We start from the raw sequence: 23919 nt of genomic DNA on the forward strand, positions 1-23919 counted from the left end.
CTTTGCATTGCGGGTCGCAGCCTGCAAAACTGGCCGCCTGTCTTCTCGCACAATTTGCCACGCCACAACCCGCCAAAGGATTCGCACGTATGCCCAGCCTCGATCAGCCAGGCTCTCCCGACACCGGAACCGACGGTTTGACGCCCGTCACCGCCGCGCCCGAGACCGCCGATGCACTGCTCAAGCTGATCACGGCCGAATACGAGAGCCTGCCGCGCCAGCTCAAGCGTATCGCCAGCTACATGAGCCAGCAGAGCGACCGGATCATGGTCGACCGCATCAGCGACATTGCCCGGGAATGCGAAGTGCATCCTTCGGCCATTGTGCGGTTCTCCCAGCGCTTCGGCTTCAGCGGGTTCAGCGAGATGCAGGCGCTGTTTCGCGAGGCCTACACCCACAAAACCACGCCCGTGCAGAACTACCAGCAACGCATTCGCAGCATGATCGCCAACAAATCGCAGAAGGCGGGCGCCGGCGACCTTGCCCGCGAATGCGTGAATGCCACGCTGTCGGGGCTGGAGCGGCTGGCGCTGGAACTGGACGACGAAGCGTTCGAGAAAGCCGTGGACCTGGTGGTCAACGCCGACAATATCTACGTGGTCGGGGTACGACGCTCCTTCGCCGTCGCCGATTATCTGGTCTACAACCTGCAGCACACCAACAAGCGCATCCACCTGATTTCCGGCCTCGGCGGCAGCTACCGCGAGCAGATGCGCAGCGTGCGCGCCAATGACCTGGTAATCGCCATCAGCTTCACGCCCTATGGCAAAGAGACCCAGCACTGCCTGCGCATCGCCCAGCACCATCAGGCCAAGACGTTGATCATTACTGACAGCAACCTTTCGCCGCTGGCCAAGCGCGCCAACGCCGTGCTGCTGGTCAACGAAGGCAGCTCGTTCGCGTTTCGTTCACTCAGCGCCACGTTGTGTCTGTGTCAGGCGCTGTTCATTGCCGTGGCCTATCGCCTGGAGCTGAAGGTGGACGAAATCTCCGAACAGGCCGGTTTCGACGACTGATAACCGGCGACCCTGTACACACCCGACGAGCTGTACAAGCTTTGTATAGCTTTTTGACATCACGTACGTGATTATCTGCGGCATTGCACATGGAACATGCATCTGAGCTGACTCTCGCTCGCAAGGTCATGGATCAGGACCACACCTCATCCACTTGCCTGAGCCGCCATCATGTTTTTCGACTCGTCCAAGAACAAAACCATCCAGGACCTGCACCTGACCGTCGCCCATCAGGCCAGCCTGCTGGAGGCGATCAATCGCTCCATGGCCAGCATCGAATTCGATCTGAACGGTGTGGTGCTCAAGGCAAACGACAACTTCTTCAAAACCATGCGCTACCGGCCCGAGCAGGTCATCGGCAAGGAACACCGCCTGTTCTGCACGCCGGAGTATGCGCGCAGTCCGGAGTACGCGCAGTTGTGGTCGCGCCTGCGTAACGGCGAGTTCGTGTCGTCAACTTTCCAGCGCATTGCGGGCGATGGCAGCACGGTGTGGCTGGAGGCCAGTTACAACCCGGTCAAAGATTCGGACGGCAAGGTCACCCGAGTGGTGAAGTACGCAATGGACGTGACCGCCAGGCTTCAGGCCGAAAGCGAAACCCGCAATAAATTGCAGGCCATCGACCGCGCCATGGCGGTGATCGAGTTCGATCTGGACGGCACGATCATCGCCGCCAACGACAACCTGTTGCGCTTGCTGGGGTACAGCCGGCAGGAGTTGTTGGGCAAGAACCACAAGATGCTTTGCCCGCCGGAGTTGGCCAACAGCGCCGGGTATCAGGACTTCTGGCGTCGGCTGAACAAAGGCGAATTTTTCAGCGATCAGTTCAAACGCGTCGGCAAGCAGGGTCAGACGCTCTGGCTGGAAGCGTCTTATAACCCGGTGTATGACGCCAACGGCAAGCTGTGGAAGGTGGCCAAATTCGCCTCGGACGTAACCGCACGTATCGAGAAGCACGAGGCGGATTCCCACAGCGCTGCCCAGGCTTATCACATTTCGGTGCAGACGCAGAAATACGCCGAGCAGGGTACGCAGGTGATCCAGCAGGCGGCCAGCGAGATGCGTCAGATTTCGCGGAATATCGATGATTCGTCGCGGATCATTGGTCAGTTGGGTGAGCGCTCGGAGCAGATTACGGCGATCGTGAATACGATTCGCAGTATTGCGGATCAGACGAATTTGCTGGCGTTGAATGCGGCGATCGAAGCGGCTCGGGCCGGTGATCAGGGCCGTGGCTTTGCGGTGGTGGCCGATGAGGTTCGGCAGTTGGCGGGGCGCACGAGCCGGTCGACGCAGGAGATTTCGGAGATGATTCAGGTAATCCAGGCCGAGACGCGGCAGGCGATTGTGAGTATGGACAATACGCGGAGCACGGCGGTGAAGGGTGTGGATCTGGCGGATCAGGCGGGGGATGCGATTGTGCAGATCAGTTCGGGGACGAATGATGCGGTAGATGCCGTGAGGATGTTTGCGGGCCGCGATTGACCCTTAAGATCAAGTGCGTTTGCCTAACGGCAAACATTTCGCCTTCGGCGAGTTACTTGGAAAAGTCGAAAGTCGCACCATCCCCAAGTAACCAAGGGTGCTTGCTCCTGGTTGGGCCCTTCCTTCGTCAGGGTACCCTCACTCCGACGACGCTCCGTGGGCCCGCGCCGAACGGACATCCATGTCCTGACGGCGCTCTCGCCGCATCCATGCGGCTCGGCCCACTCCGCGAGACCTGCGTTCAGCCTGCACCCAAGTCGCGTTTGGCGGTGTCTGGACTTTTTGCGTATGAAGATCAAGAGCAGATCAAACGCTTTCCGGCTGAAGCCCCACTGACGGCACGCGATGCTCTCGCGCTGATCGTGCCCACGCTCCGCGTGGGTATGCATCCCGAGACGCTCCGCGTCCATTCAAGGCTGGAGCCGATGCCGATGACTGCATGCAATGCTTTCTGTTGGACCGGCTTCAGCCGGGAAGAGGCCAGTTCAGGCGCTGGCGATTGCGCAATGTTTGAAGGGGACTTGTTTGAAGGGGACTTGTTTGAAGGGGACTGATTTATTTACAACGCTTCACCGTAAATTAATCTGTCCCCGACCTGCAATCTGTCCCCGTGCTCCCTCCCCACGCGTCACCCGTCCTTACCTACAACTGCCCTTCATTCCGGCTACGCATGGCCTTCGCGCGCTTTTCCAACACAACGTAAACCACCAGCGCAATCATCAGCGGGATGAGGAAGTAGATGACCCGATAGCCAATCAGCGCGGCAAGCAGTTGGCCTTTGCTGAATTGGTGTTGCATCAATGTGATGAACACCGTCTCAAGCACGCCTAGCCCAGCAGGGATGTGGGCGATGACGCCGGCTATGCTGCTGATGAGCAGGATCCCGAGCACGGCCGGGTAGAAGGCTTTTTCCGGCAGCAGCACGTAGATCAGCAGCGCCATCAGCCCCCAGTTCAGCGCGCCCAGCAGGGCTTGGCGCATCGCCTGGTTGAGCGAGGGCAGCACAAACTGTTGCTTGCGAACGGTCCAGGTGCGTTTTCTGGAGAAGCGGCAGGCCAGAAAGTACGCCAGGCAGACCGCCAGCAGGACAAAGCCGATCAGTTGCAGCGTGGTGTCGCCGATCTTCCAGCCTTCGGGCAAGTCGACGAAGTCACCCGCGAACACAAACCCGGCCAGCAGCATGTAGCCCAGCCAGTTGGTGATCAGGCTCAGGCTGAGGATGCGGGTGATGGTCGGCACGTCCAGGCCTAGCCGCGAATACAGGCGGTAGCGAAGCGCGATGCCGCCGACCCAGGAACTCAGGTTGAGGTTGAACGCGTAGCAAACGAAGGTCACCGGAATGATCTGTTTCACCGCCAACTTGTGTTCGGTATAGCGCCGGGCCAGGACGTCGAAGCAGCAGTAGGTCAGGTAGCTGCCTGCGGCGATGACAAAACCCAGCGCCAGGGTGCTGAGCTTGTAGGACTCCAGCGCGTGCATCACCTCGTTCCAGTCGAGGTTTTTCATCAGCGTGAAAAGAAGCACCGGCACGGCGATGAAGAAGAACAGCGTGAAGGCGCGCTTGGCCCATTTCAGCCAGGGACGATGCTTCCCCGCGTCGTCCGACTTCTGCTCGTGGGTAGAGGCTTGAGAGACACCGGTCATAGGGATTTCTCCTGTTCGGCCGGCAGCTCGTTTTTGATCGCAGCGGCTTCCGGCAGGGTTTCCGGGGCGCGCACGGGTTTCAGGCGCGGGCCGTGGACCGGGAACAGGCCGGCAATTGCCGGGAAGTGCCGCAGGAAGTGGAAGCTGAGGAAAATCATCGGCGCGCGCCACCACTGCCCTTTCGCCAGGCCCTTGAGGTTGACCTGTTTGCTGTGGGCCACGGCGAGGTCGCGCAGGTGTTCGTGCAAGCGCTGGTTCAAGGCGTGGTCGCGGATGAACAGGTTGGCTTCCAGATTTAGCGCGAGGCTCAGCGGGTCAAGGTTGCTGGAGCCGACGGTTGACCACTCGTGGTCGATCAACGCGACTTTGCCGTGCAGCGCCCTTTGTTTGTATTCGTGGATGATCACGCCTTCGCGCAGCAGCCAGGTGTAGGTCAGGCGCGAGCACACGCGCACGAACGGCATGTCCGGCTTGCCCTGGAGGATCAGCGTGACCTTCACCCCGCGACGGGCCGCGTTGCGCAGTTCACGCAGGAACCGGTAGCTGGGAAAGAAGTATGCGTTGGCGATGGTGATGCGCTGAGTCGCGTTGCGCATCGCCAGCAGGTATTGCTCTTCGATGTCGGTGGTGTGGTGACGGTTATCGCGCTCAGCAAGCAACATCCGCGCGCTGCCGGCCTGACGCGTCACCGGCTTGAGTGGCGTGAAGGTCTTGCGCACGGCGGGGCCGAGCATGCCCAGGGTCGAGCGATAGATGTCCGCGACAATCGGCCCGCGCACCAGCACGGCGTAGTCCTGTTTGGCAGTGATGCCGGTGTCGGCCATGTGGTCAACGCTGTAGTTGATGCCGCCCATGAACGACGTCTCGCCATCGATCACCACCACTTTGCGGTGCAGGCGCCGGAACAGGTTGGTGCGCATGCCCATCAGTTTAGGGCGCGGGTCGAACAGCTGAATCTGCACGCCGGCTTCGATCATTTTGCTGACAAAAGCTGTGCTCAGGTCGCTGGTGCCGTAGTCGTCCACCGTGATGACCACACGGACGCCACGGCTGGCCGCTTCGATCACGGCCTGCTGCAAACCCTCACCGACGCGGTCTTCGAAGATGATGAAGGTTTCGATCAACACTTCTTCGCGCGCCGCCCGGATGGCGTCGAACACCCGGGCGAAAAAGTCTTCGCCATTGATCAACAACTCCACCGAGTTGCCATCCCGCCAAAGGCCACACATGGCGCCCATCGCTTTCATACCCCTCATAGCGTTACCTCCACCGCCAACGGCGCATGATCGGAAAGGTGCGACCAGGGACGATTCGACATCACCCTGGGCGACCGGATGTGCGCGTTGCGCACGTAAATGCGGTCCAGGCGCAACAACGGAAAGCGCGCCGGGAAGCTTTTCGCCGGCGCACCAAATGATTCAACAAAGACTTCGCGCAGCCCGGCAGGATTCAACACGCTATCGGCCTTCTGCCGCCAATCGTTAAAGTCCCCCGCCACGATCACCGGCGCGTCGGCAGGCAAGCGGCCCACCAGATCCGCGATCAACTTCAGTTGCTGCTGTCGGTGCCCTTCTTTCAAGCCCAGGTGCACACACACCGCGTGTAGCTCGCCGAAATGCGGCACATCCAGCACGCAATGCAGCAGGCCCCGTTCTTCGGTGCCATGGATGGAAATGTCGAGGTTTTCGTGACGAATGATGGGGTATTTGGACAGCAGCGCATTACCGTGGTGACCATGGGGATACACGGCATTGCGGCCGTAGGCGAAATCCTTCCACATGCTGTCGGCGAGAAATTCGTACTGCGACGTGGTCGGCCAGTTCTTCACGTTCTGCGCGTGGTCCTGATGTTCGCCGTGGACTTCCTGCAGGAACACGATATCGGCCGACACCGTGCGCACCGCGTCGCGCAGCTCCGGCAGGATAAAGCGCTTGTTGAGAAAACCGAAGCCCATGTGCATGTTCATGGTCAACACGTTGAGCGTGACTGACGCCGACGCACTGTGTCGTCGGCCATTGAGGTCATCGGGAATCAGGGCACTGGTCACAACGTGGCTCCATGCAAATCGCCTGGCGCAACTTCCAGGTTTTCAGTGAGATTGAAACGCTCAAGCAACCGGCGCGCGTCGTAGGGGGCGCGGACCTTGATGTCGTTATCGAAATAGCAATAAACGTCGCGGGACTTCCGCGCTCGGGGGGCTTTGTCCACGATCAGTTGAGCATCCTCGGGCTGCGCGCCCCGCTGCCAGGCATCGATGCGGTTGCCCCAATGGTTGATCGCCTCTTCGGAATAACCGCTGGCGTACAGTTCTTTGTCGCCATGCAGGCGCACGTAGACGAAATCAGTGGCGAGGTCTTCAACGTGGGGCCACTTGCCGGCGGTGTCAGCGACCACCAGCGCTACCTTGTATTTGCGCAGCAGCGCGACAAACTCAGGTACCAGAAAGCTTTCATGGCGGATTTCAACGGCGTGACGCAGTTTCAGCCGCGCCGGAATGTCCAGATAACCCGGCTGCTGCAAACGCTCGGCGCATTGGCTGGCGCAGGCCTTCGCGGCTTTACCGTTGTGGGGCAACAGCTTCAGAAAATGCTCGAAACGCTCGGCGTCGAATTTGAAGTTGGGCGCGAACTGCCAGAGGATCGGCCCCAGCTTTTCCTTAAGCTGAAACACACCGGAGGCGAAAAAGTTGGCGACGGGCTCGTCGATTTCCTTGAGGCGGCGGACATGGGTGATGTAGCGCGGGCCCTTGACGCTGAAGACGAAGCCTTTGGGCGTGTCGTCGTACCAGCGCGCATAAAGGTCAGGCGACTGCAGCGAGTAGAACGAGCCATTGATTTCGATGCTGTTCACGGCTCTTGAGGCGAATTTCAACTCGTTTTTCTGCGTCAGGCCGACGGGATAGAAATCCCCGCGCCATGGCGTGTAACGCCAGCCTGAAATGCCGATACGAATGTCGCCCATGCCTGTGCTCTCTGATGTCCTGCCGCGGCACCTGCCCCGACACTTCTGAACTAGAGATAAGAAGCTTGAGAACGTGGCAGGTTCCCTGGCTTTTTGCCGCCGTTATGGCGCAGATTGCCGCAGCCTCAAACACCGCTTGCGCTCAGGAGTCGACCATGGCCCTTTTGACCTTTTCCCGCGCGCCGCAGACATTCATACGGCACCAGCGGCGGCGACCGTTTTTCGACGTATCGAGAAACAGCCAGTCGCAATCCGGCGCGGCACAGGCCTTGAGCCGGGCCCTGTCGCCGGAGGTGAGCAGCGCCGCCGCCTGCACCGCGAGACGACCGATAAACCCGGCCGTCATCGAACCCAGGTCGTCACCGACACGCCAGCGCCAGATCACACCCGGTGGCGTCAACACCAGCAGGCGCTGGTCGGCGGTGTCGGCGAGCGCCTGATTCAACGCATCAAGGCTGCCCGGGTCGGCATCGTGGTCCAGCGCCATGGGCTGCAACAACCGATACAGCGCTTCGCGGAAATCGATCAACTGTTGAAACGCCGTCACTGTGCGCCAGGAAGAACGCCGCACCAGCGCGACGAAGTGCTGATGCTCCTGATCGTCGATCAGCCCGGCATGGCGGAACCAGTGGACGATGTCCTCCAGATTGCTCAGCGCGTCGACAACCTCCCGCGCCCCCGTGCCCGGCCGACCGCCATCACAGGTATTGAGGTAATCCAGCACCGCTGCGCCACCGACGAGATGGATGGCGTTGATCTTCAGTTGTCCGATAGACATGGCATGCCCTCAGTTTGAGGCGATGAGGGAATGATGACAGAGAAGTGAGGGGCTGCTGAAGTGTTGCAGGGTTGTGGGGTGGGTCTCACCCCACATCTACTGGGCTCGCCACGCCTATCAACTCGTCCTCCCAAGCTGAGCAAGACTCGCCGCCAGGTCGCTCTCGCGGAACGGCTTGGTCAGGCGTGGCAAATCCGGATCAAGCCCTTCATGCTCGGCATATCCTGAGACGAGCAAAATCGGGGTCCCTGGCCGGGCGTTTCGGACGCGTCTGGCCAGGTCGGTACCACTGATGCCCGGCATGAGGTGGTCGGTCACGATCAGATCGACGCGCTGCCCGGTGCTCAGCAGTTGCAAGGCTTCCTCGCCGGAAGAGGCTTCGATCACGCGATAGCCTAGACCGGCCAGCATGTATGAGGTGCTGGCGCGCACCAGTTCTTCATCGTCGACCAGCAGCGCAGTCCCGCGCAGCGAACGGCGCTCCGGAGCCTCGTCGATGCGCAAAGCCGCCGCCGGCACGGTCATGCTCCGCGGCAGCCACAGCTCCACGTTCGTGCCGAGCCCCGGCGAGCTCTGGATCGTCAGCGCGCCGTTGAGCTGAGATGCCAGCCCATGCACCATCGACAGCCCCAGCCCCGTGCCTTTACCGACGCCCTTGGTGGAGAAGAACGGTTCCACCGCCCGGGCAAGCGTGGACGCATCCATGCCAATGCCGGTGTCCGCAACGGACAGACAGAGGTAATCGCCGGTCGGCAGCCTGGACCGGTGTCCGGTGCACACCCATTCGGCGCTCGCCGAGATCCTCATCGTGCCGCCTTCGAGCATGGCGTCACGTGCGTTCACGGAGAGGTTCAGAAGCGCCATCTCCAGTTGGTTCGGGTCCGCGATCGCGGCAGGCAGATCAGCCGGCGCATCGACGACGACGCGGATTTGCGGTCCGGTGGTGCTGGCGACGAGATCGCCCATGCCGTTCACCAGTTTCGCCACGTCGACCGACACCGGCTGCAACGGCTGACGGCGCGCGAAGGCAAGCAAACGCTGCACCAGCGTCTTTGCGCGATCAGCCGATTGCACGGCGCCGGAAATCAGCCGCTGTTCACGTTCGCCGCCCACGCCTCGACGCTGGAGCATGTCGAGGGTGCCGACGATCGGGGTGAGCAAATTATTGAAGTCATGGGCCACGCCGCCGGTCAGCTGTCCCATGGCTTCCATCTTCTGACTCTGGCGCAGCGCCTCCTGGACCTCTTCCCGCTCGGCGATGGCCTTGGCAATCCGTCCTTCCAGCGTGGCGTTGAGTTCGCGCAGGCCCTCCTCGGCGTCTTTGCGGGCGGTCACTTCAACCACCGTGCCAGTGACGCGCAGGCAGCGGCCGGCCGCGTCGAACACGCCCCGCCCCTTGGCGGCCACCCAGCGAATCACACCGTCGTCCCTGCCGACGGTGCGGTAGTCGACGTCATAAAGGGCGCGGCGTTCAGGATCGCTGGCCGACGTGAATGCCTTGATCGTTGCGTCTCGATCCTCGGGATGCAAGCCGTCATAAAAGTCTTGAATCGTGACCGGCACATCAGCCTGGATGCCGAACATGGCTTTGGTTCTGGGCGGCCAGATCAGCGCGTCGTGCACGATGTCCACGTCCCAGAAACCGATATCGGCGTGTTCGACGGCAAGGCGCAGACGCTCTTCGCTCTCGCGCATGCGCATCTCGGCGCCCACCCGCTCGACATGCGCCCAGCAGCGCTCGACGACTTCCCTGACCAGCAGGACCTCAGAGGGCAACCAGTCGCGAGGCTGATCCTGATGAACCGCCATCATGGCTGTCAGCCGGCCATTCTTGACCAGCGGGCAGCAGATGATCGCGTCGATGCCAATCCCGCGAAAGGTCTCCAGGCCTTCGCCGGGACCGAGTTCTGCAACGGCGTCGCGCACAATCAGGGTTCGGCCTTCGCGCATGTCAGCCGCCGTCCGCGGGCCGAAAAGATCGAGGCTGTAGGTGCCGACCGAGCTCTGAATGCCAGCTGCGTTGTAGTCGCTGCGAATCCAGAAGCGGTCATGATCGATGTCGACATCCGCGTAGGCGCAGCGCGACACGTTGAGCCTGCGGCCGAGCAACTCGGTCGCGGCGAGCATCGCGTCTTCGGCCCGGCGGATACTGAAAAGCCGGCTGTCCAGCTCATCAAAAAAACTCAGCCGCGCCGCGCTGTCTTGCAGCGCCGCTTGCGCCTGATGCTCGGCCGTGCAGTCGCGGAAGATTTTCACGAAACCGCCCTGGTCCATGGCCAGCGGCATCATCAGTCCCGATCCCCAGAAGCGCGCACCGTTTTTATGAACGTGCCAACGCTCATTGACGGCCCGCCCCTGCGCCCTCGCGCGTTCGAGCTCGCCCTGAAACACTCGTTCGACCTGCTCCGAATCGGTGTAGAAGAGATCGCCGTCGCGGCCCATGACTTCCTCGGCGCGGTAACCGACGATGCGCTGGGCGCCGATGTTCCAACCGGTAATCGTGCCCCGCGCATCGAACGTGATGATCGCGAAGTCCTCTGCGCCCTCCACTATCTGGCGGTAGCGCGCCTCGCTGCTGCGGATGGCGGATTCGGCGCGCGCACGGTGCACGACCAGTCCCACCGTTTTGACCACGAAATCACCGATCTCGATATCCGCCGGTACCGGCTCGCGCAGCTCGGCGTGGTACATGACAAAAGTGCCGAGCGTGGCGCCCTGGGCCGACCGGATCGGGATGGACCCGCAGACGTGCAAGCCGTGTCCGACGGCCAGCGCCCGTAACTCGGCCCACTGCGGGTCGTTTGTGATGTCGGAAACCGCCGCCCGCGGATTCGGGGTCGCCACGGTACTGCCAGAACCTGCACCTGCGCCGACATTGATGCGTTCGACCGCGTTGATAAACGGAAGGGGCAGGCCCGGTCCGGCGCAATGCTGCAGCTGACTGCCCTCCTCGTTCAGCAGCAGGATGCAGCCCAGGAAACGAGACGGCGACAGCGCCTCCACCTCGCGGACGATTGCGTCCAGCGCGACATTCAGCGGCGTTTCTTCAACGGCCAGCTCAAGGATACGGTTCTGGGCGGCCCCGAGTGCCGCCGCGCGATTGCGGGCCTGGGTCAGGCGCGCATTCTCGATGGCGATCGTTGCCAGCCGCGCCAGACTTTCCAGACGCTTGACCGTGTCGTCATCGTGACGGCGGACCTGCGACCAATAGGCGCCCAGCGCCGCGACCGGCACAGGCCGACCGATAGGCGCCATGATGAGGCTACGCACGAACGTCGGCGAATAGATGTCCTGCGGGATGCGTGGATCGAGCCGAATGTCGCTGATCGCAATCGTCTCGCCGCGACGCATGACCCACCCGGAAACGCAGTGATCGGCCGCGAAGGTCTGGCCCTGCCAGAGCGCAGAGACCGCATCTTCGGCTATGTAAGAACATCGCCCTTCGTCCCGAATCACAACGGCAATGCCCTCCGCGCCGAGCGTGGCGCGCGCCACGTCTCGCAGCACGGCGACGACCTCGTCCACGGACTCCGCCATTACCAGCCGCTCACTGGCATTCAGTACATGAGACAGGCGCTCATCGCCGCTAGGGTCGACTGGAACAGTAGTCAAACGGATCTCCCGACATCTCCACGGCATCAACATCCCGCAGACTGGTTCGAACTGGACAGGGCTAAAGTGGCAGTGTATCGGCTATCCCTTGGATCTCTACACGGCTCGATTCAGGTTTTATCAGAAAGGCGACCAACGCGCGCACACTTGCCACTCTCCAGAATGATTCATGAAACAACTACGGCCATTGTCAGAAAACAGACCAACCAATCCGCGAACTCAGCAACTCCAACGCCGCCATTCCGGCGAGCGAATTCCCTGCAGCGTTCAACTCCGGCGACCACACGCATACGGTGAACTGCCCCGGCACGATCGCCACGATTCCGCCCCCTACCCCGCTCTTGCCCGGCAACCCCACGCGATAGGCAAAATTGCCGGCTTCGTCATAGAGCCCGCTGGTGGCCATGATCGAGTTCACTTGCTGGGTCTGGCGCGGCGTGAGGATCTGCTCACCGCTGTGTTTGCAGAAACCGTTGTTCGCCAGAAAGCAGAACGCCCGGGCCAGATCGAGGCAGCTCATCCTCAGCGCGCAGCAACTGAAATAACTGCGCAGCACGGTCTCGACCTCGTTATGGAAGTTGCCGAAGGACTGCATCAGGTAGGCCATCGCCGCGTTACGTGCGCGGAATTGATATTCGGAATCCGCCACACGGGCATCGATCAATACCTGGGGATTGCCCGACAGCCGCCGCACGAAATCGCGCATGGACAAGGTCGGTGCCGCGAACCGCGACTGGTTGATGTCGCAGATCACCAAAGCCCCGGCATTGATAAAGGGGTTACGCGGGCGTCCGCGCTCGAACTCCAGCTGCACCAGCGAGTTGAACGGCTGGCCCGACGGCTCATGACCCAGGCGCTCCCAAATGGCTTCACCGGAATGGCCGATCGCCTGAACCAGGCTGAACACCTTGGAAATGCTCTGCACCGAAAACGGCTCAAGCGCGTCGCCCGCACAGTAATAGGTGCCATCGTTGCCGTAGACGGCAATGCCCAATTGCTGCGCTGGCACGTCGGCCAGTGCGGGAATGTAGTCAGCCACCTTGCCCTGGCCGATCAAGGGACGCACTTCGTCGAGAATCTCGTTCAACAGCGTTTGCATGGAGGGTCCTGGCGTTGATCCCCTGACGGCAGCAGGGGTTAGGGTTCATGACGAATGCTGAGAGGGCGGGATCACACATTTGGGCAGGATTTTGGTTTTTTTGTGGTGAGTGGGTTGGCGCTCTCAGGTCGGCGGAGACTGGTTGGCCGCCAGCGCTTATGGGGCTGATTTTCTGGAAATAGGCCCTGCCATCACATCGAGGTGTCGGCTCCGAATGCTTGCCGCAGCACGGTGATGGCTTGTTCAATTGATGGGCCTTCTATGGGCGGTGGGTCGGGACGCTCACAGAATTCTCGCCATACGAAGAGGGTCAGTTCTGCGCCGTCGGTTTGGTTTGAACAGTCAGGGAGCGAGCCGAAGGTTTGCAGCGATCTGTAGCGTTCGTCCGCCCAGAACAGCGCTTCGACCCATGGGTAGATCGGGATGAAATGGAAATGAATGGCGTGGCCCGCATCATGGCCGAAACGGCAGATGTAGAGGCGTTTGGAGTGCAGGCGTGTTTCGATGGCTTGCTGGATTTGGGCTTGCAATGGGCCGAGTTCGGCTAGCGCTTGGGCTGGCAGGTTTGCCATTGAGTTTGTTGTCTGCTTGGCGACAAGCATCAGGTAGCCGGGGAGGTGGCTGTCCGTGCGGTGGTTGATGAGCCAATGGGTGGTTTCGTGGATGACGAGGCTAGGGGGTATGTCCATTGGGCGGCCATTGGTAAGGGTCGGGGCAGTCTGGTAATTCAAGCAGGAATTCAGTTAGTGTTCTCGCCACAATTTACGAAAGCAGGGAGCTAAGCATGGCATTTGATGCATTTATGAAGGTCGACGGTGTTGAAGGCGATTCGCTGGACGGTGACCATATAAAGGGCTACCGAATTTGTAGTTCCGCTTACTACTGCTTCGCTGTACAACGCATTTCGAGTCTCATCAGTAAGAGCAGGTCGGATATCTGTTGTCACCAGTGAAAAGCCACTCCAAGCTTCAAAGAAGCTGGGCGGTGGGCATACGATCTTCAAGCATGTGGGTAAGAATATTGATGAGTTAAAAACACGATTCGCATCGAAAAGGTCCACGTCTCATCCACATTCTATGATCTCGAAACTGCCGAATGGGCGGTCAGTCAAGCACTTCAACGAAACAGACTCAAAATATTGATGCAGTCCAAAGCCAGGCTGATTCTTACAGAAAAAAGATTTGAGATCTCGACGACCTTAGAAAAGCCGGTTGGTTGGGGTGTGACCAGAGAAGCACCCAACACTGCGGTGAATATGTCAAAGGTCACGATTGCAATTAAATGCGTGAAATACAACCATATGCCTTATTTTATAATCACTGCTTTTCCATCACTGTGAGACTAAAACCATGGCATACGGATTAATAACAGACTTCATTTATGAAGTCGGCGATGGTGTCGGTGAATTTTTACCTGACGATGAGAAAACGCTATTCTCGCCACCAACCCTAGATCAAATAGTTAAAGAATATATTGACGAAGGCAACTTATTGAATGTCTTTTTTTTAAAAAGACAGATTAAGCATTACATCAAGAACCATATGACCCCAGAAGGTCTAGAATATGTGCACCCGCCATTTGGGCAAGACACATCTTTCGTTGAAGATTATTTCGACGGAGATCTGTATGTTTTTCTGACTAACACCTTGGGTTTGCTTGACAAAGAGTTTAAAGCTCGCGCCCCTAAGGTCATATCGAAGTTTACGGGACTTGGGTGATCATGCCCGTATCTTAGCAATTCCTTTACTTTAGATGGCCGGCATGTCGACGCCTCGCCATTCAAGAACATCTTCGTCGTAACTTCAGTTGACCTGGTTCAAAAGGAGCTATTAGACAGTTATCCATGTTGCTTGAATCGGTTGTATTGCACTCACATCGAGCACCCCGACCTTTATTGAACCCGACGAGTACTAAAAACAGTTGAGTGCGCAGGACAGCGCACCGCTCCGATCGTCTCTCAATTGCAGCAAACTCGAAGTGAGGTTTAAACGGCGCAAATGCAAGCAGCACGGATATTGGGCGGCGCGATTCCCGGGCGCCCATGGGTCAATGCTGGCTATGGCCTCGGTGTCATGCGGGGTTCGATTGACGGCGGGCTAACCTGTGCAGCCACACTGGCTGCGGACCTGGCAGCGTCATTGCCGTTTACCCCGGATGCAACAACTATCCACAAAGAGACTGCAAGCCCTAGCGATTAACCTTGCGTGTGACGGCATCCTCTGCCGAGGACTGAAGAAAACCTCGTGCCAATTGTTGGTACAACTCAGGCCCCATTCTCGAGCTGACGCCTTTGGCGATCAACGCAACCGCCATAAGGCTGATCACCATGCCGTGGCTGTCGATCATTTCCATCACGATGATCGCGGACGTGATCGGCGACTGGGTCACAGCGGCCAGAAAACCCACCATGCAAAGGGCAATGATCGGCTGCGCAGCCAGACCGAAAAGGTCAGCGGCGTTGGCGCCGACTGCCGCCCCTACTGCCAGGGACGGTGCAAAGATGCCGCCGGGAATACCAGAAAAATACGTGACCACGGTGGCGAGAAATCGCGTGACAGGCGCGTGCCAGGGCAAGCCGATGTCGGAGGCGATGACCTGAGAGGTAATGCCGTAACCGCTACCGAAGGACATCCCTCCGCTGAGCCAGCCCAGGATCGCAACAATCAGCCCGCAGGCGCCGGCGAACCATACCGGGTGCTGGCGGCGCCATTCCCAGACAACAAAACCGCTATGACGCTGGGGCCACAGCAGCATCCGGCTGAACAATCCGCCGAGCAACCCACAGCCGATACCGATCGCCAGGACAGGCCCGAGGATATCGACACTGATGTCCGGAACATCGAAGTGACCGAAATAGTTGTAGTTGCCCTGCAAGGCGATGGCGACCATCCCCGACAGAATGATGGTGCTGAGCAGGACACCGCTGGTTCGGGTTTCGAGCTTGCGGCCCAACTCCTCCACCGCAAAGGCGATGCCGGCCAGCGGCGTGTTGAACGCTGCAGCGATGCCGGCCGCGCCCCCTGCCAGAATCAGGTCTTCGGCGCGCACGATGCGAGCGTTGGGCAGAAAACGGTGAAAGAAATGCATGATCGAGGCCGCCACCTGCACCGACGGGCCTTCGCGCCCCGCGGAAAACCCGCCGGTCAACGCCAGCGTGCCCAGACTCATCTTGGCGAACGCAATGCGCAGCGACAGCAGTTTGTCGACACGCTTGCCCTGATGCACCAGCCGGGTGGCTGCGATGACTTGCGGGATGCCACTGCCCTGAGCGCCAGCGAAGAACCGGGTGGTGAGCCACACGACAAGCATGCCGACCAGTGGGGTATAAACGAACGGCAGCCAGGGCCGCTCAGCGGTGTGCAAGGAAAACTGTGCCAAGGCGAGGTCGGCCATGCGGGCGAACAGTACGACAAGCAGCCCGGCAAGCGTAGCCGCTGCCCAGAGCGTGACCCGGGTGCGCCATCGCATGGAGGCGAAACGACGGCGGATCAGCAGTAGAGGTTTGATCACCGGTGGGTTTCCCATTTAAAGATCAGCGCAGTTCGACCGTCAGACTACCCAAATAAAGCCATGACCTCCAAGGTGCTGTGATCCCGGGCCCGCCCCCCCTCACCTCAAAGCCAGCCCGAGTGGCGATGATGCGGCTGAGCGCTGTTCGAACGGGCTATTCACTGCACTGGCTTCAAACCGCTGCGTTCTATGGCGTCATGGCCCTTCTGCGATCCCATGTAGTCCAGCAAGGCCTTGGCTTCGGTGGGATGGGCACTGTTTTTAACAACGGCACCTGAGTACAGAACCATCTGCTGCACGTTGTCCGGTATCAAGCCCACGATGTCGATGCCCTGAATCGGCGTGAGCCCACTCAACTGCTGAAACCCCAATTCTGCTTCGCCTCGGGCCACCACATCCCCCACCGGCTCAACAGACACGACCTTGCCCTTGAGCATGAATCGCGGGTAGAGCTTCATGTGCGGGAACAACCAATGGGAGAGATAAAGGCCGCTTGCGCTGTCGGAATAGGCGACCGATTCTGCGTTCAGGAGCGTCTCGCGAAAGGCTTTCATACTGCCAATATCCGGCTGTACTGCGCCTTTGCGCACCGCCATGGCAATGAATGATTTCCCCAGGTCCACCCGCGTAAGTGGGTCGACCTGATTGCGGGCGGTCAGCGTGTCCAGGGAAGAACCCAGTGTCAGCACCACGTCGGCTTCTTCCTTGCGATCGAGACGGTTATCAATTGCCTGCGGCGCGGGGCCGCTTGCCTGAGCCACCGTTACCTGCAGCTTCACCCCACTGGCTTTTTCGTATTCGGGGGCGATGGCGAGTATCGCCCCCTTGAAGCCACTGGAGCTGAGGACCTTGAGCGTTACTGGCAGCGTTTTGGGTGCATCGGCGGCGTGGATGACGCCCGTACTCAACAGCGCACAGGACAACACGAAAGGTTTGAATAGAAGGCGCACGGCGAGCAGTTCCTCGTCTGGAAAAGACCCTACGCTAAAGGAGCCTTTGGCCCGGCCCGCGTTAACCCGTGTTAAGAAAGATTTACTTTCACGGTGGGACGTACCGGCCCAAGGTGCACCTGCCGTTAGAATGAGCGCCCTTCTCAGCCTGGAGATCCGAATGATTCGTGCACTGGTCATCGAGGATGACGAAGTCACTGCGCAGGCCATCATCGCCGAACTTGAGGCCCATGGATTCAGTGCGCAGTGGGCCGATAACGGCCGCGCTGGCCTGGCAATGGCGATCGCCGGAGGCCATGAGGTCATCACGCTAGACCGCATGCTGCCTGATTTCGACGGGCTGACCATTGTCAGCACTTTGCGCCAGTTGGCGATACAGACCCCCGTCCTGATGATCAGCGCGCTGTCGGATGTCGACGAACGTGTGCGCGGTCTGCGCTCGGGGGGTGACGACTACCTCACTAAACCATTCTCCATGGTGGAAATGATCGCGCGCCTGGAAGTCTTGCTGCGCGGTCCCTCCCTGGACAACCACGGGCACTGTCTTGAGTTTGGCCGTCTTCACGTCAACTTGATCGAGCACTCCGTCACGCTGTACGAAGAAGCCGTCGTGCTCCTGCCTACCGAGTTCAAGCTGCTCACCTACCTGATGCGAAATGCGGGACAACTGGTCACGCGAACCATGTTGTTCCAGGAGGTGTGGGGCTATCACTTCGACCCTGGCACCAACATCATCGATGTGCACATCGGCCGCCTGCGCAAAAAAATAGAACGCAGTGGCGCGCCGACTATCCAGACAATTCGTGGATCAGGTTATGTTCTCGTCGAAAAAAACTGATCGCTGGCGCTCCAGCAACAGCCGCCTGATCGGTTTGTATGCACTGTTCTTCGTGGCATGGGGCGGCGCCTTCACCGGCGTGCTGTATTGGGAAATTTCCGCCTACCTGGGCACGGTGGCAGAACGAACGTTGATGCAGCGTGCCCATTACTACCAGAAGGTCCCTGATGCCGCCCTGGTGGACGAACTGGCTGGCAGCGAGGTGTATTCCACCCCGGGAATCGACGCTTACGGTCTGTTCGAGGCCAGTGGTAACCATCTCGCCGGCGACCTGCTGAAGCTTCGCTCCAATTTGCCTGACGATGGCCGCGTGCACTATCTGGAGCGCGGGTTGAGCATCGCCTTGCCCAACGAAGAAACCCGCAGCAGTTACGCGCTCAGGCTTAATCGGCCGGATGGACGCATCCTGATTCTCGCCCGCGATGGCGGATCCATCTCGGCAGTCGGCGGCATCATCGGGCAGGCGCTGTTCTGGGGACTGTCACTGACGCTGATCCCCGGTCTGATCGGCTGGCGATTGCTGCGCAGGCGACCCATTCGCCGGGTCGAACGGCTGCAGCGCAGTACCGAAAGCATCGTTTCAGGCAACCTGCGCGAGCGTCTTCCACTTTCCCCTCGCCGGGATGAACTCGACATGCTGGCCAGCGCCGTGAACACCATGCTCGAACACATCGAGCAATTGATGCTTGAAGTCAAAAGCGTTTGCGATGGCATAGCGCACGACTTGCGCACGCCCCTGACGCGGCTTCGTGCTCGCTTGTATCAACTGCAAAAGCTGCCGCTGCAAGACGCCCACGCCCAGACATTGAATCTGGCGCTGGAAGAGAGCGAGTCGATCATGTCGAGGTTTCAGGGGCTGCTGCGCATCTCCGAGCTGGAAGATACTCGGCGGCGCTCGGCGTTTCAGGCATTTCAGCCGGAGGCGCTGCTGCAACAGGCCCATGAATTTTATGAGCCGCTGGCGCAAGAAAAAAGCCAACGGCTGATGTTGTCCCTTGGCGGGGAATATCCGGCCCTGCAAGGTGACGTTTCCCTGCTGTTCGAGGCTTTGGTGAATCTCATGGACAACGCGATCAAGTTCACTCAGGCCGGGGGCGAAATACACTTGAGTTGCTGGCGCACGGAACACAGCCTGACCATCGAGGTGCTCGACAACGGGCCCGGTATCCCGGTCCACGAAAGAAAGGATGTCACCCGACGCCTTTATCGCGGCGATGCAACAAGGCAGCAACCCGGCAACGGCCTGGGCCTCTCGCTGGTCGCAGCCATCGCGCGCCTGCACGGATTTGGTTTGAGCATTAAGGCCGGCCATGAGGGCCGTGGTACGCGTGTCGTTCTCGACTGTCCGCTGAGTGGCGTCACAACGGGCTTCTTAAACAATTATTAACCCTGCTTAATTTGAGGGTCGCAGGCAGTCCACCTAGGTTGACGAACCTTTCGAAGACCAAGGCTCCACGCTTGTGAAACACCTGACACTGCGCCTCGCTTTGACACTCATTTGTGCGCAGGGGGTGTCGTCCTTTGCCGCCCCCGTACCCTCAGGGCCGATGACCCCCTCGCCTCCCCGGCTAAACGCCAAGTCCTGGGTGCTCATGGACGCCGTCAGCGGCAATATCATCACCAGCCATGACGCCGAGGAGCACCTGCCCCCCGCCAGCCTGACCAAACTGATGACGGTTTATGCGGCCACCAACGAGATCCAGGCAGGCCGATTGAATCCCGATGACCTGGTGACCATCAGCGAACATGCATGGCACACCGAGGGTTCGCGCATGTTTCTGGATCCGCGCAGCCAGGTCTCCGTCCATGACCTGTTGCGCGGCATCGTGATCGACTCCGGAAATGACGCCAGCGTGGCGCTTTCGGAGCACATCGCAGGCAGCGAAGACAGCTTCGCGGGGCTGATGAATGTCACGGCCAAACGCCTGGGGCTTGATGACACGCATTTCATGAACCCTACCGGCCTTCCGGCGCCTGAGCATTACTCATCGGCGGGTGACATGGCCAGGCTTGCCCGCGCGATCATCACCGACGAATCCGCGTACTACTCACTCTACAAGCAGAAGCACTTCACCTGGAACGGCATCCGCCAACCCAACCGCAACCTGCTGCTCTGGCGCGACAGCTCGGTTGACGGTCTGAAAACCGGTCATACCGAAGCCGCCGGTTACTGCATGGTGACCTCAGCCGTGCGTGACGGTCGCCGACTGATCACCGCAGTGTTTGGGTCCACGTCAAAAACCAATCGGGCCAACGACGCCGAAAAGCTGCTGACGTACGGATTCCGCTTCTTCGACACCCAGACCTATGCCAAAGCCGCTGAGGTCCTGGCCAACCCAATGCTCTGGAAAGGCGAAGCGCGCACGATGCCGGTGGGGGTGCTCGACGAAATCACGCTCACCCTGGCCAAGAGCAGAAACCGCAAGGTGGAAACCCGCCTGACCATCGACCAGCCTCTGGTTGCGCCCATTGCCCTGGGAGCTGTCGTCGGCAGCGTGACGATGTACGACGGAGAGCAAAAACTCGTGACGCGACCGTTGATTGCGTTGAAAGAGGAAGTAGCAGGCAGTTGGTGGAAACGCGCCTGGGACAGCATTCGGTTGTTCTTTTTCAATACGTTCAATACAGGTGCATCGGCTCAATGAGTACCCAAAAAGAGAGCCAATCGATGAACACGGCACTTTAGTGCAGCACACGGTTGCTTCGCCGTGCCACTGCTGCTCGGCAACCGCCTACCTGAACGTCATGCCCTCCCCCGAAGTCATAAACAGAACTTCAGCCACGCCCATCAAGGTGCCTTATGCGTTTGATACCCGAACTGAACAGCGAAGCTCACGTCCTGATAGCCGGAGCCAGCCGAGGTATCGGCCTGGCACTGTGCGCGGCGTTGCTGGCTCGCGATGATGTGGCTCAGGTGTGGGCAGTAGCGCGGGCAGCCAGCACTTCCCCTGAGCTGGCAGCGCTTGCAGCGCAATATGGAGACCGTCTGAAACCCGTCGACTGCGACGCGCGCAATGAGCAATCCCTGGAAGCGCTCGTGAGCGATGACCTTGCAGGATGCGAGCATCTGCACCTCGTTATCAGTGCGCTGGGCATTCTTCATCAGGACGGCGCCAAAGCCGAAAAGGGGCTGGCACAACTGACCCTTGCGAGCCTGCAAGCGAGCTTTGCGACCAACACCTTTGCGCCGATCCTGCTGCTTAAACACCTGCTTCCGTTATTGCGCAAACACCCTGCTACCTTCGCGGCGCTCTCGGCGAGGGTTGGCTCTATCGGCGATAACCGATTGGGTGGCTGGTACAGCTACAGAGCCAGCAAAGCGGCGCTCAACCAGTTGCTGCACACGGCCAGTATCGAATTGAAGCGGCTGAACCCTGCTTCGACTGTCCTCTCCATTCACCCAGGCACGACTGATACCGAGCTGTCTCGGCCCTTCCAGGGGAACGTGCCTGACGGCCAGCTGTTTGAACCGGCGTTCTCGGCGGATCGCATTCTTGAGGTGGTCGGCGCACACGGGCCAGCCGACAGCGGGACCTTTTGGGACTGGAACGACAAACCTATCGTCTGGTGACGTGTCCCACTCGCGAAAACATGACTTCAATAATTACTTCGCCAACGCCTTCACCAACGCTGGCGTCACGTAATGCGGACCATCGAACAGGTACAGCGGGTAGCCGTCATAGGCGGCCAGCTGCGGTTTGAGTTCGGCGGCCGTTGCGGAGCGGAAGCCGCCGCCGTAGTTGGGGCGGAAGGCTTCGACGATGATGCGCACGCGGTCCTTGCCCAAGCGTTCACGCAGGGTGTCGGCGTAGGTGCGGGCGACCGGTGCGGTGCGGGCGTAGACGCCAACCCCGTCCTGAAAGAACACGCCGATGTCGTCTGGCAGCCATTGCTTTAGCCAGTCGGCTGTGGCGGCCGGGCCGATGTTGGCGCCGTCATAGACGCTGATCCACAACGGACGCGGCAGCTTGGCCAGCAGCGCGGGCAGCTCCCTGGCGCGGGTCCAGCTGGGGTCGACTTCCGCCGGGAAGTAATAGCCGGTCACGTGCAGCGGCGTCGGCAGTTTGGCGATGCGCTCCGAGACGGCGGCCAGTTGCTCGATGTTGTCCCGGGAGCGGTTTTCGCTGAAGTATCCCGCCAGGCCGAGGATCACATCCTGAGCCCAAGGCTCCTTGGCAATACGTGCCCAATCGGGCAGGACCGGCACGCTGGGCAGCCCGGTCCCGGGCACGAAAGCCTGATCGTCGACCACGGTCCATTGCACCAGCAACTCCCTGGCGCCGAGCTGATCCCAATGCCCCTTGATGCCCACGGTTTTGTTATCAGGCTGCCAGACGATACCAACGATGCCGGGGTCCAGCCGTTTTTGCGTGGTGACGTACATGGCGGTGCCGGAGACCAGTGTCGCTGCGAGCAGCAGGACACCTAGAGTGGCACGCCCGAGGCCCCCTGGGAGAATCTTCAAGGAAGCGCCTTCGTGATGCGCTGGTGCCACTGTTTCAGCGAAGTCACACCCTTGGCGTTCCATTGGGCGGCGGCATCAGGGCCGAGATGAAACTGGCCCTCGTTGAACTGCCATACGATCACTTGCGGCTTGTGCTGCGCAAAGTCCGGTGATTCCAGGTATTGCAGCAGCGTCGCCCACGGGCCGACGTCGCCGGGGTTCCAGGTCAGCGTGACCGGGCGGTCCAGGGCATTGGACAGTTTCTGGGTATAGCCAAGGTAAGGCTGCACGAAACTGTTGCCGATGACCTGAACAGGTGCCGGGGCGTCGTCGATCAGCAGGTCTTTCTCGACCTGATGGCGCACGGTGTAAATGTCCCGGCCGATGGCTTTACGCTTGATGGACGGCAAGAAGTTGCTGGCCAGATCGCCGAAGGCACGCTTGTCGAACCATTCCCCCAGCACGGCACCGCCGCCGGCTTCACCCTGCAGGCGATAGCGTCCGGTGATCAGTTTCGCAGTGGCGTCGGCCGTGTTTTCGGCGCTCCAGGCGGTCCAGTGATAATCGGCGCGGTAAAACGCCGTCTGCTTGCCTTGCTCGGTGGCTTGCAGTATCGGCTTGATGTTCAGCGTCGTCAGGCCGGCCTTGGCCAGTTCGCCTTGCAAACGGTCGTAGCGCTGCGCCACGGCCGGGCTCAAGGGTTGGTCGACGGGCAGGCGCTGGGCGTAGAACGGCGCTTTCATCGGCACCACCAGCACCACCAGCGCGATGTTCTCGCGCTCAAGTTGCTGTTGGACGTCCTTGATCAGGGCGATGCTGCGCACAGTGCCTGGGTTATCGACTTTGTTCAGGCTTTCCCACGCGGGAAATAACCAGCCGCCCTGCCCGGTGATCACAGCCGACTCAGCGTGGGCGGCTCCGCCGGACAGGCTCAGCAGCAGCCCGGCGATCAGGCCGGACACCGGCGGGCGGCGGAGGATGTGACGAGGTTTTACTAAAAGGTTCATTGGGCAGTCTGGTCTACGAGGCCAATCAGGCGGGGGGTCTGGCGTGAGCCGACCAGGAACAGGCTGTAACGGTCACCGGCCTTGAAGGGCTCAAGCTTGAGCGGCAGGCTGGCGCTTTGATCGCAGCTGGCAATCAGGGTCGCCTGCACCGGATTGATGGTGCGCTGGGCCTGGCCGCCAAGCGGCAGCTGGCTAAAAACGCTCGAACCGTTGGCCAGCTTGATATCGGCTTTTTGACAGCCGGCGCTGAGGTTGTAGACGTTGAGTTCGGCGCGCAAATCTTTGCCTCGCGGCTGCGGGTCGATTACCACCCGGGGGGCGGCCGCCGGATCGCTGCCCAGAATCACCGTGACGAAGGCATTTTTCGGGACGGCCAGGCCCTTGATCTCACGCTCGTTGATCGTAAGGCGCAGCGGTTGCCGCGAGTCCACCACCTGATAAGGACTGGCCACCACCGACTGCGCAGACAGGGCAACACCCGGCTTGTGGTCCAGGCTCACTTGTAAGGCACCGTCGGCAGGATTGACGACCCGCACCCAGGCCGAGCCTTCAGGCAGTTTCGGCGCCTAGAGTTG

Annotated in this window: 20 protein-coding genes and 3 pseudogenes; 10 read left to right on the forward strand and 13 right to left on the reverse strand. The window is 60.2% G+C overall.

The window, feature by feature from the left end:
• The first annotated feature begins 89 nt into the window (after positions 1 to 89).
• The 3 genes and pseudogenes from BMY98_RS17070 to BMY98_RS28145 form a co-directional block, all read left to right on the forward strand.
• The gene (locus BMY98_RS17070) at positions 90 to 1016 is read left to right on the forward strand and encodes a MurR/RpiR family transcriptional regulator (RefSeq protein WP_074891134.1); all 927 of its coding nucleotides are present in this window, start codon (positions 90 to 92) and stop codon (positions 1014 to 1016) included.
• 264 nt (positions 1017 to 1280) lie between these two features.
• A pseudogene (locus tag BMY98_RS28140) lies at positions 1281 to 1964 on the forward strand (PAS domain-containing protein); the annotation flags it as partial.
• A 105-nt stretch (positions 1965 to 2069) separates the two neighbouring features.
• Positions 2070 to 2501, forward strand: a pseudogene (locus BMY98_RS28145) (methyl-accepting chemotaxis protein); the annotation flags it as partial.
• Positions 2502 to 3143: 642 nt separating this feature from the next.
• Here the strand turns inward: BMY98_RS28145 and BMY98_RS17085 are convergent.
• From BMY98_RS17085 to BMY98_RS17125, 8 genes are all read right to left on the reverse strand, one after another.
• The gene (locus BMY98_RS17085; RefSeq protein ID WP_074891140.1) at positions 3144 to 4145 is read right to left on the reverse strand and encodes a lysylphosphatidylglycerol synthase domain-containing protein; all 1002 of its coding nucleotides are present in this window, start codon (positions 4143 to 4145) and stop codon (positions 3144 to 3146) included.
• Positions 4142 to 5383 carry a cardiolipin synthase ClsB gene (gene clsB / locus BMY98_RS17090; protein WP_074891220.1) on the reverse strand — a complete coding sequence of 414 codons (1242 nt, stop codon included), beginning with the start codon at positions 5381 to 5383 and terminating at the stop codon, positions 4142 to 4144. Before clsB ends, BMY98_RS17085 begins: the two co-directional genes overlap by 4 nt.
• Positions 5384 to 5397: 14 nt before the next feature.
• Positions 5398 to 6192: an endonuclease/exonuclease/phosphatase family protein gene (locus tag BMY98_RS17095; RefSeq protein WP_074891142.1), complete on the reverse strand. Its 795-nt coding sequence runs from the start codon at positions 6190 to 6192 to the stop codon at positions 5398 to 5400.
• Positions 6189 to 7106: a DUF72 domain-containing protein gene (locus BMY98_RS17100; RefSeq protein WP_074891144.1), complete on the reverse strand. Its 918-nt coding sequence runs from the start codon at positions 7104 to 7106 to the stop codon at positions 6189 to 6191. The genes BMY98_RS17095 and BMY98_RS17100 overlap by 4 nt, the downstream gene beginning before the upstream one ends.
• Positions 7107 to 7248: 142 nt before the next feature.
• Positions 7249 to 7884: a CGNR zinc finger domain-containing protein gene (locus BMY98_RS17105; protein ID WP_074891146.1), complete on the reverse strand. Its 636-nt coding sequence runs from the start codon at positions 7882 to 7884 to the stop codon at positions 7249 to 7251.
• 117 nt (positions 7885 to 8001) lie between these two features.
• Positions 8002 to 11409 carry a PAS domain S-box protein gene (locus tag BMY98_RS27330; RefSeq protein ID WP_175514179.1) on the reverse strand — a complete coding sequence of 1136 codons (3408 nt, stop codon included), beginning with the start codon at positions 11407 to 11409 and terminating at the stop codon, positions 8002 to 8004.
• Between the two features lie 277 nt (positions 11410 to 11686).
• Positions 11687 to 12595 carry a glutaminase B gene (glsB, locus tag BMY98_RS17120; RefSeq protein WP_074891147.1) on the reverse strand — a complete coding sequence of 303 codons (909 nt, stop codon included), beginning with the start codon at positions 12593 to 12595 and terminating at the stop codon, positions 11687 to 11689.
• A gap of 191 nt (positions 12596 to 12786) precedes the next feature.
• Positions 12787 to 13284: an HIT family protein gene (locus tag BMY98_RS17125; RefSeq protein ID WP_074891149.1), complete on the reverse strand. Its 498-nt coding sequence runs from the start codon at positions 13282 to 13284 to the stop codon at positions 12787 to 12789.
• A 356-nt stretch (positions 13285 to 13640) separates the two neighbouring features.
• On the opposite strand from BMY98_RS17125, the gene BMY98_RS28150 reads away from it, so the two are divergent.
• The 3 genes and pseudogenes from BMY98_RS28150 to BMY98_RS27670 form a co-directional block, all read left to right on the forward strand.
• Positions 13641 to 13934, forward strand: a complete 294-nt coding sequence (locus BMY98_RS28150) for an RNase A-like domain-containing protein (protein ID WP_425438888.1) — start codon at positions 13641 to 13643, stop codon at positions 13932 to 13934.
• 10 nt (positions 13935 to 13944) lie between these two features.
• Complete coding sequence (locus tag BMY98_RS17130; RefSeq protein WP_074891151.1) at positions 13945 to 14313, forward strand: hypothetical protein; 369 nt, start codon at positions 13945 to 13947, stop codon at positions 14311 to 14313.
• 276 nt (positions 14314 to 14589) lie between these two features.
• Positions 14590 to 14756 (forward strand): annotated as a pseudogene (locus tag BMY98_RS27670) (serine hydrolase); the annotation flags it as partial.
• Positions 14757 to 14782: 26 nt separating this feature from the next.
• On the opposite strand, the gene BMY98_RS17140 reads toward BMY98_RS27670, so the two are convergent.
• Entirely contained in the window at positions 14783 to 16105 is a 1323-nt protein-coding gene (locus BMY98_RS17140; RefSeq protein WP_074891224.1) for a chloride channel protein, read from the reverse strand.
• A 158-nt stretch (positions 16106 to 16263) separates the two neighbouring features.
• Positions 16264 to 17055, reverse strand: a complete 792-nt coding sequence (locus BMY98_RS17145) for a substrate-binding domain-containing protein (RefSeq protein WP_245760083.1) — start codon at positions 17053 to 17055, stop codon at positions 16264 to 16266.
• A 160-nt stretch (positions 17056 to 17215) separates the two neighbouring features.
• Between BMY98_RS17145 and BMY98_RS17150 the strand changes: the two genes are divergently transcribed.
• The 4 genes from BMY98_RS17150 (at position 17216) to BMY98_RS17165 (ending at position 21464) form a co-directional block, all read left to right on the forward strand.
• Positions 17216 to 17893: a response regulator transcription factor gene (locus BMY98_RS17150; RefSeq protein WP_074891153.1), complete on the forward strand. Its 678-nt coding sequence runs from the start codon at positions 17216 to 17218 to the stop codon at positions 17891 to 17893.
• Positions 17871 to 19280, forward strand: a complete 1410-nt coding sequence (locus BMY98_RS17155) for a sensor histidine kinase (protein WP_074891154.1) — start codon at positions 17871 to 17873, stop codon at positions 19278 to 19280. Before BMY98_RS17150 ends, BMY98_RS17155 begins: the two co-directional genes overlap by 23 nt.
• A 73-nt stretch (positions 19281 to 19353) precedes the next feature.
• Positions 19354 to 20538, forward strand: a complete 1185-nt coding sequence (locus tag BMY98_RS17160) for a D-alanyl-D-alanine carboxypeptidase family protein (protein WP_074891156.1) — start codon at positions 19354 to 19356, stop codon at positions 20536 to 20538.
• A 155-nt stretch (positions 20539 to 20693) separates the two neighbouring features.
• Positions 20694 to 21464: an SDR family NAD(P)-dependent oxidoreductase gene (locus BMY98_RS17165; RefSeq protein WP_074891158.1), complete on the forward strand. Its 771-nt coding sequence runs from the start codon at positions 20694 to 20696 to the stop codon at positions 21462 to 21464.
• Between the two features lie 33 nt (positions 21465 to 21497).
• Here BMY98_RS17165 and BMY98_RS17170 read toward each other — a convergent pair whose 3' ends face one another.
• The 3 genes from BMY98_RS17170 to BMY98_RS17180 all read right to left on the reverse strand — a co-directional run bounded on the left by BMY98_RS17170 (position 21498) and on the right by BMY98_RS17180 (position 23901).
• Complete coding sequence (locus tag BMY98_RS17170) at positions 21498 to 22277, reverse strand: alpha-amylase family protein (RefSeq protein ID WP_245760087.1); 780 nt, start codon at positions 22275 to 22277, stop codon at positions 21498 to 21500.
• A 77-nt stretch (positions 22278 to 22354) separates the two neighbouring features.
• On the reverse strand, positions 22355 to 23344 hold the full coding sequence (locus tag BMY98_RS17175; protein WP_074891162.1) for an alginate O-acetyltransferase AlgX-related protein: 990 nt from the start codon (positions 23342 to 23344) through the stop codon (positions 22355 to 22357).
• Entirely contained in the window at positions 23341 to 23901 is a 561-nt protein-coding gene (locus tag BMY98_RS17180) for an alginate O-acetyltransferase AlgF (RefSeq protein ID WP_281248183.1), read from the reverse strand. Before BMY98_RS17180 ends, BMY98_RS17175 begins: the two co-directional genes overlap by 4 nt.
• Between the last annotated feature and the right edge of the window lie 18 nt (positions 23902 to 23919).

Source organism: Pseudomonas graminis (genome assembly GCF_900111735.1).
Lineage (GTDB): Bacteria > Pseudomonadota > Gammaproteobacteria > Pseudomonadales > Pseudomonadaceae > Aquipseudomonas > Aquipseudomonas graminis.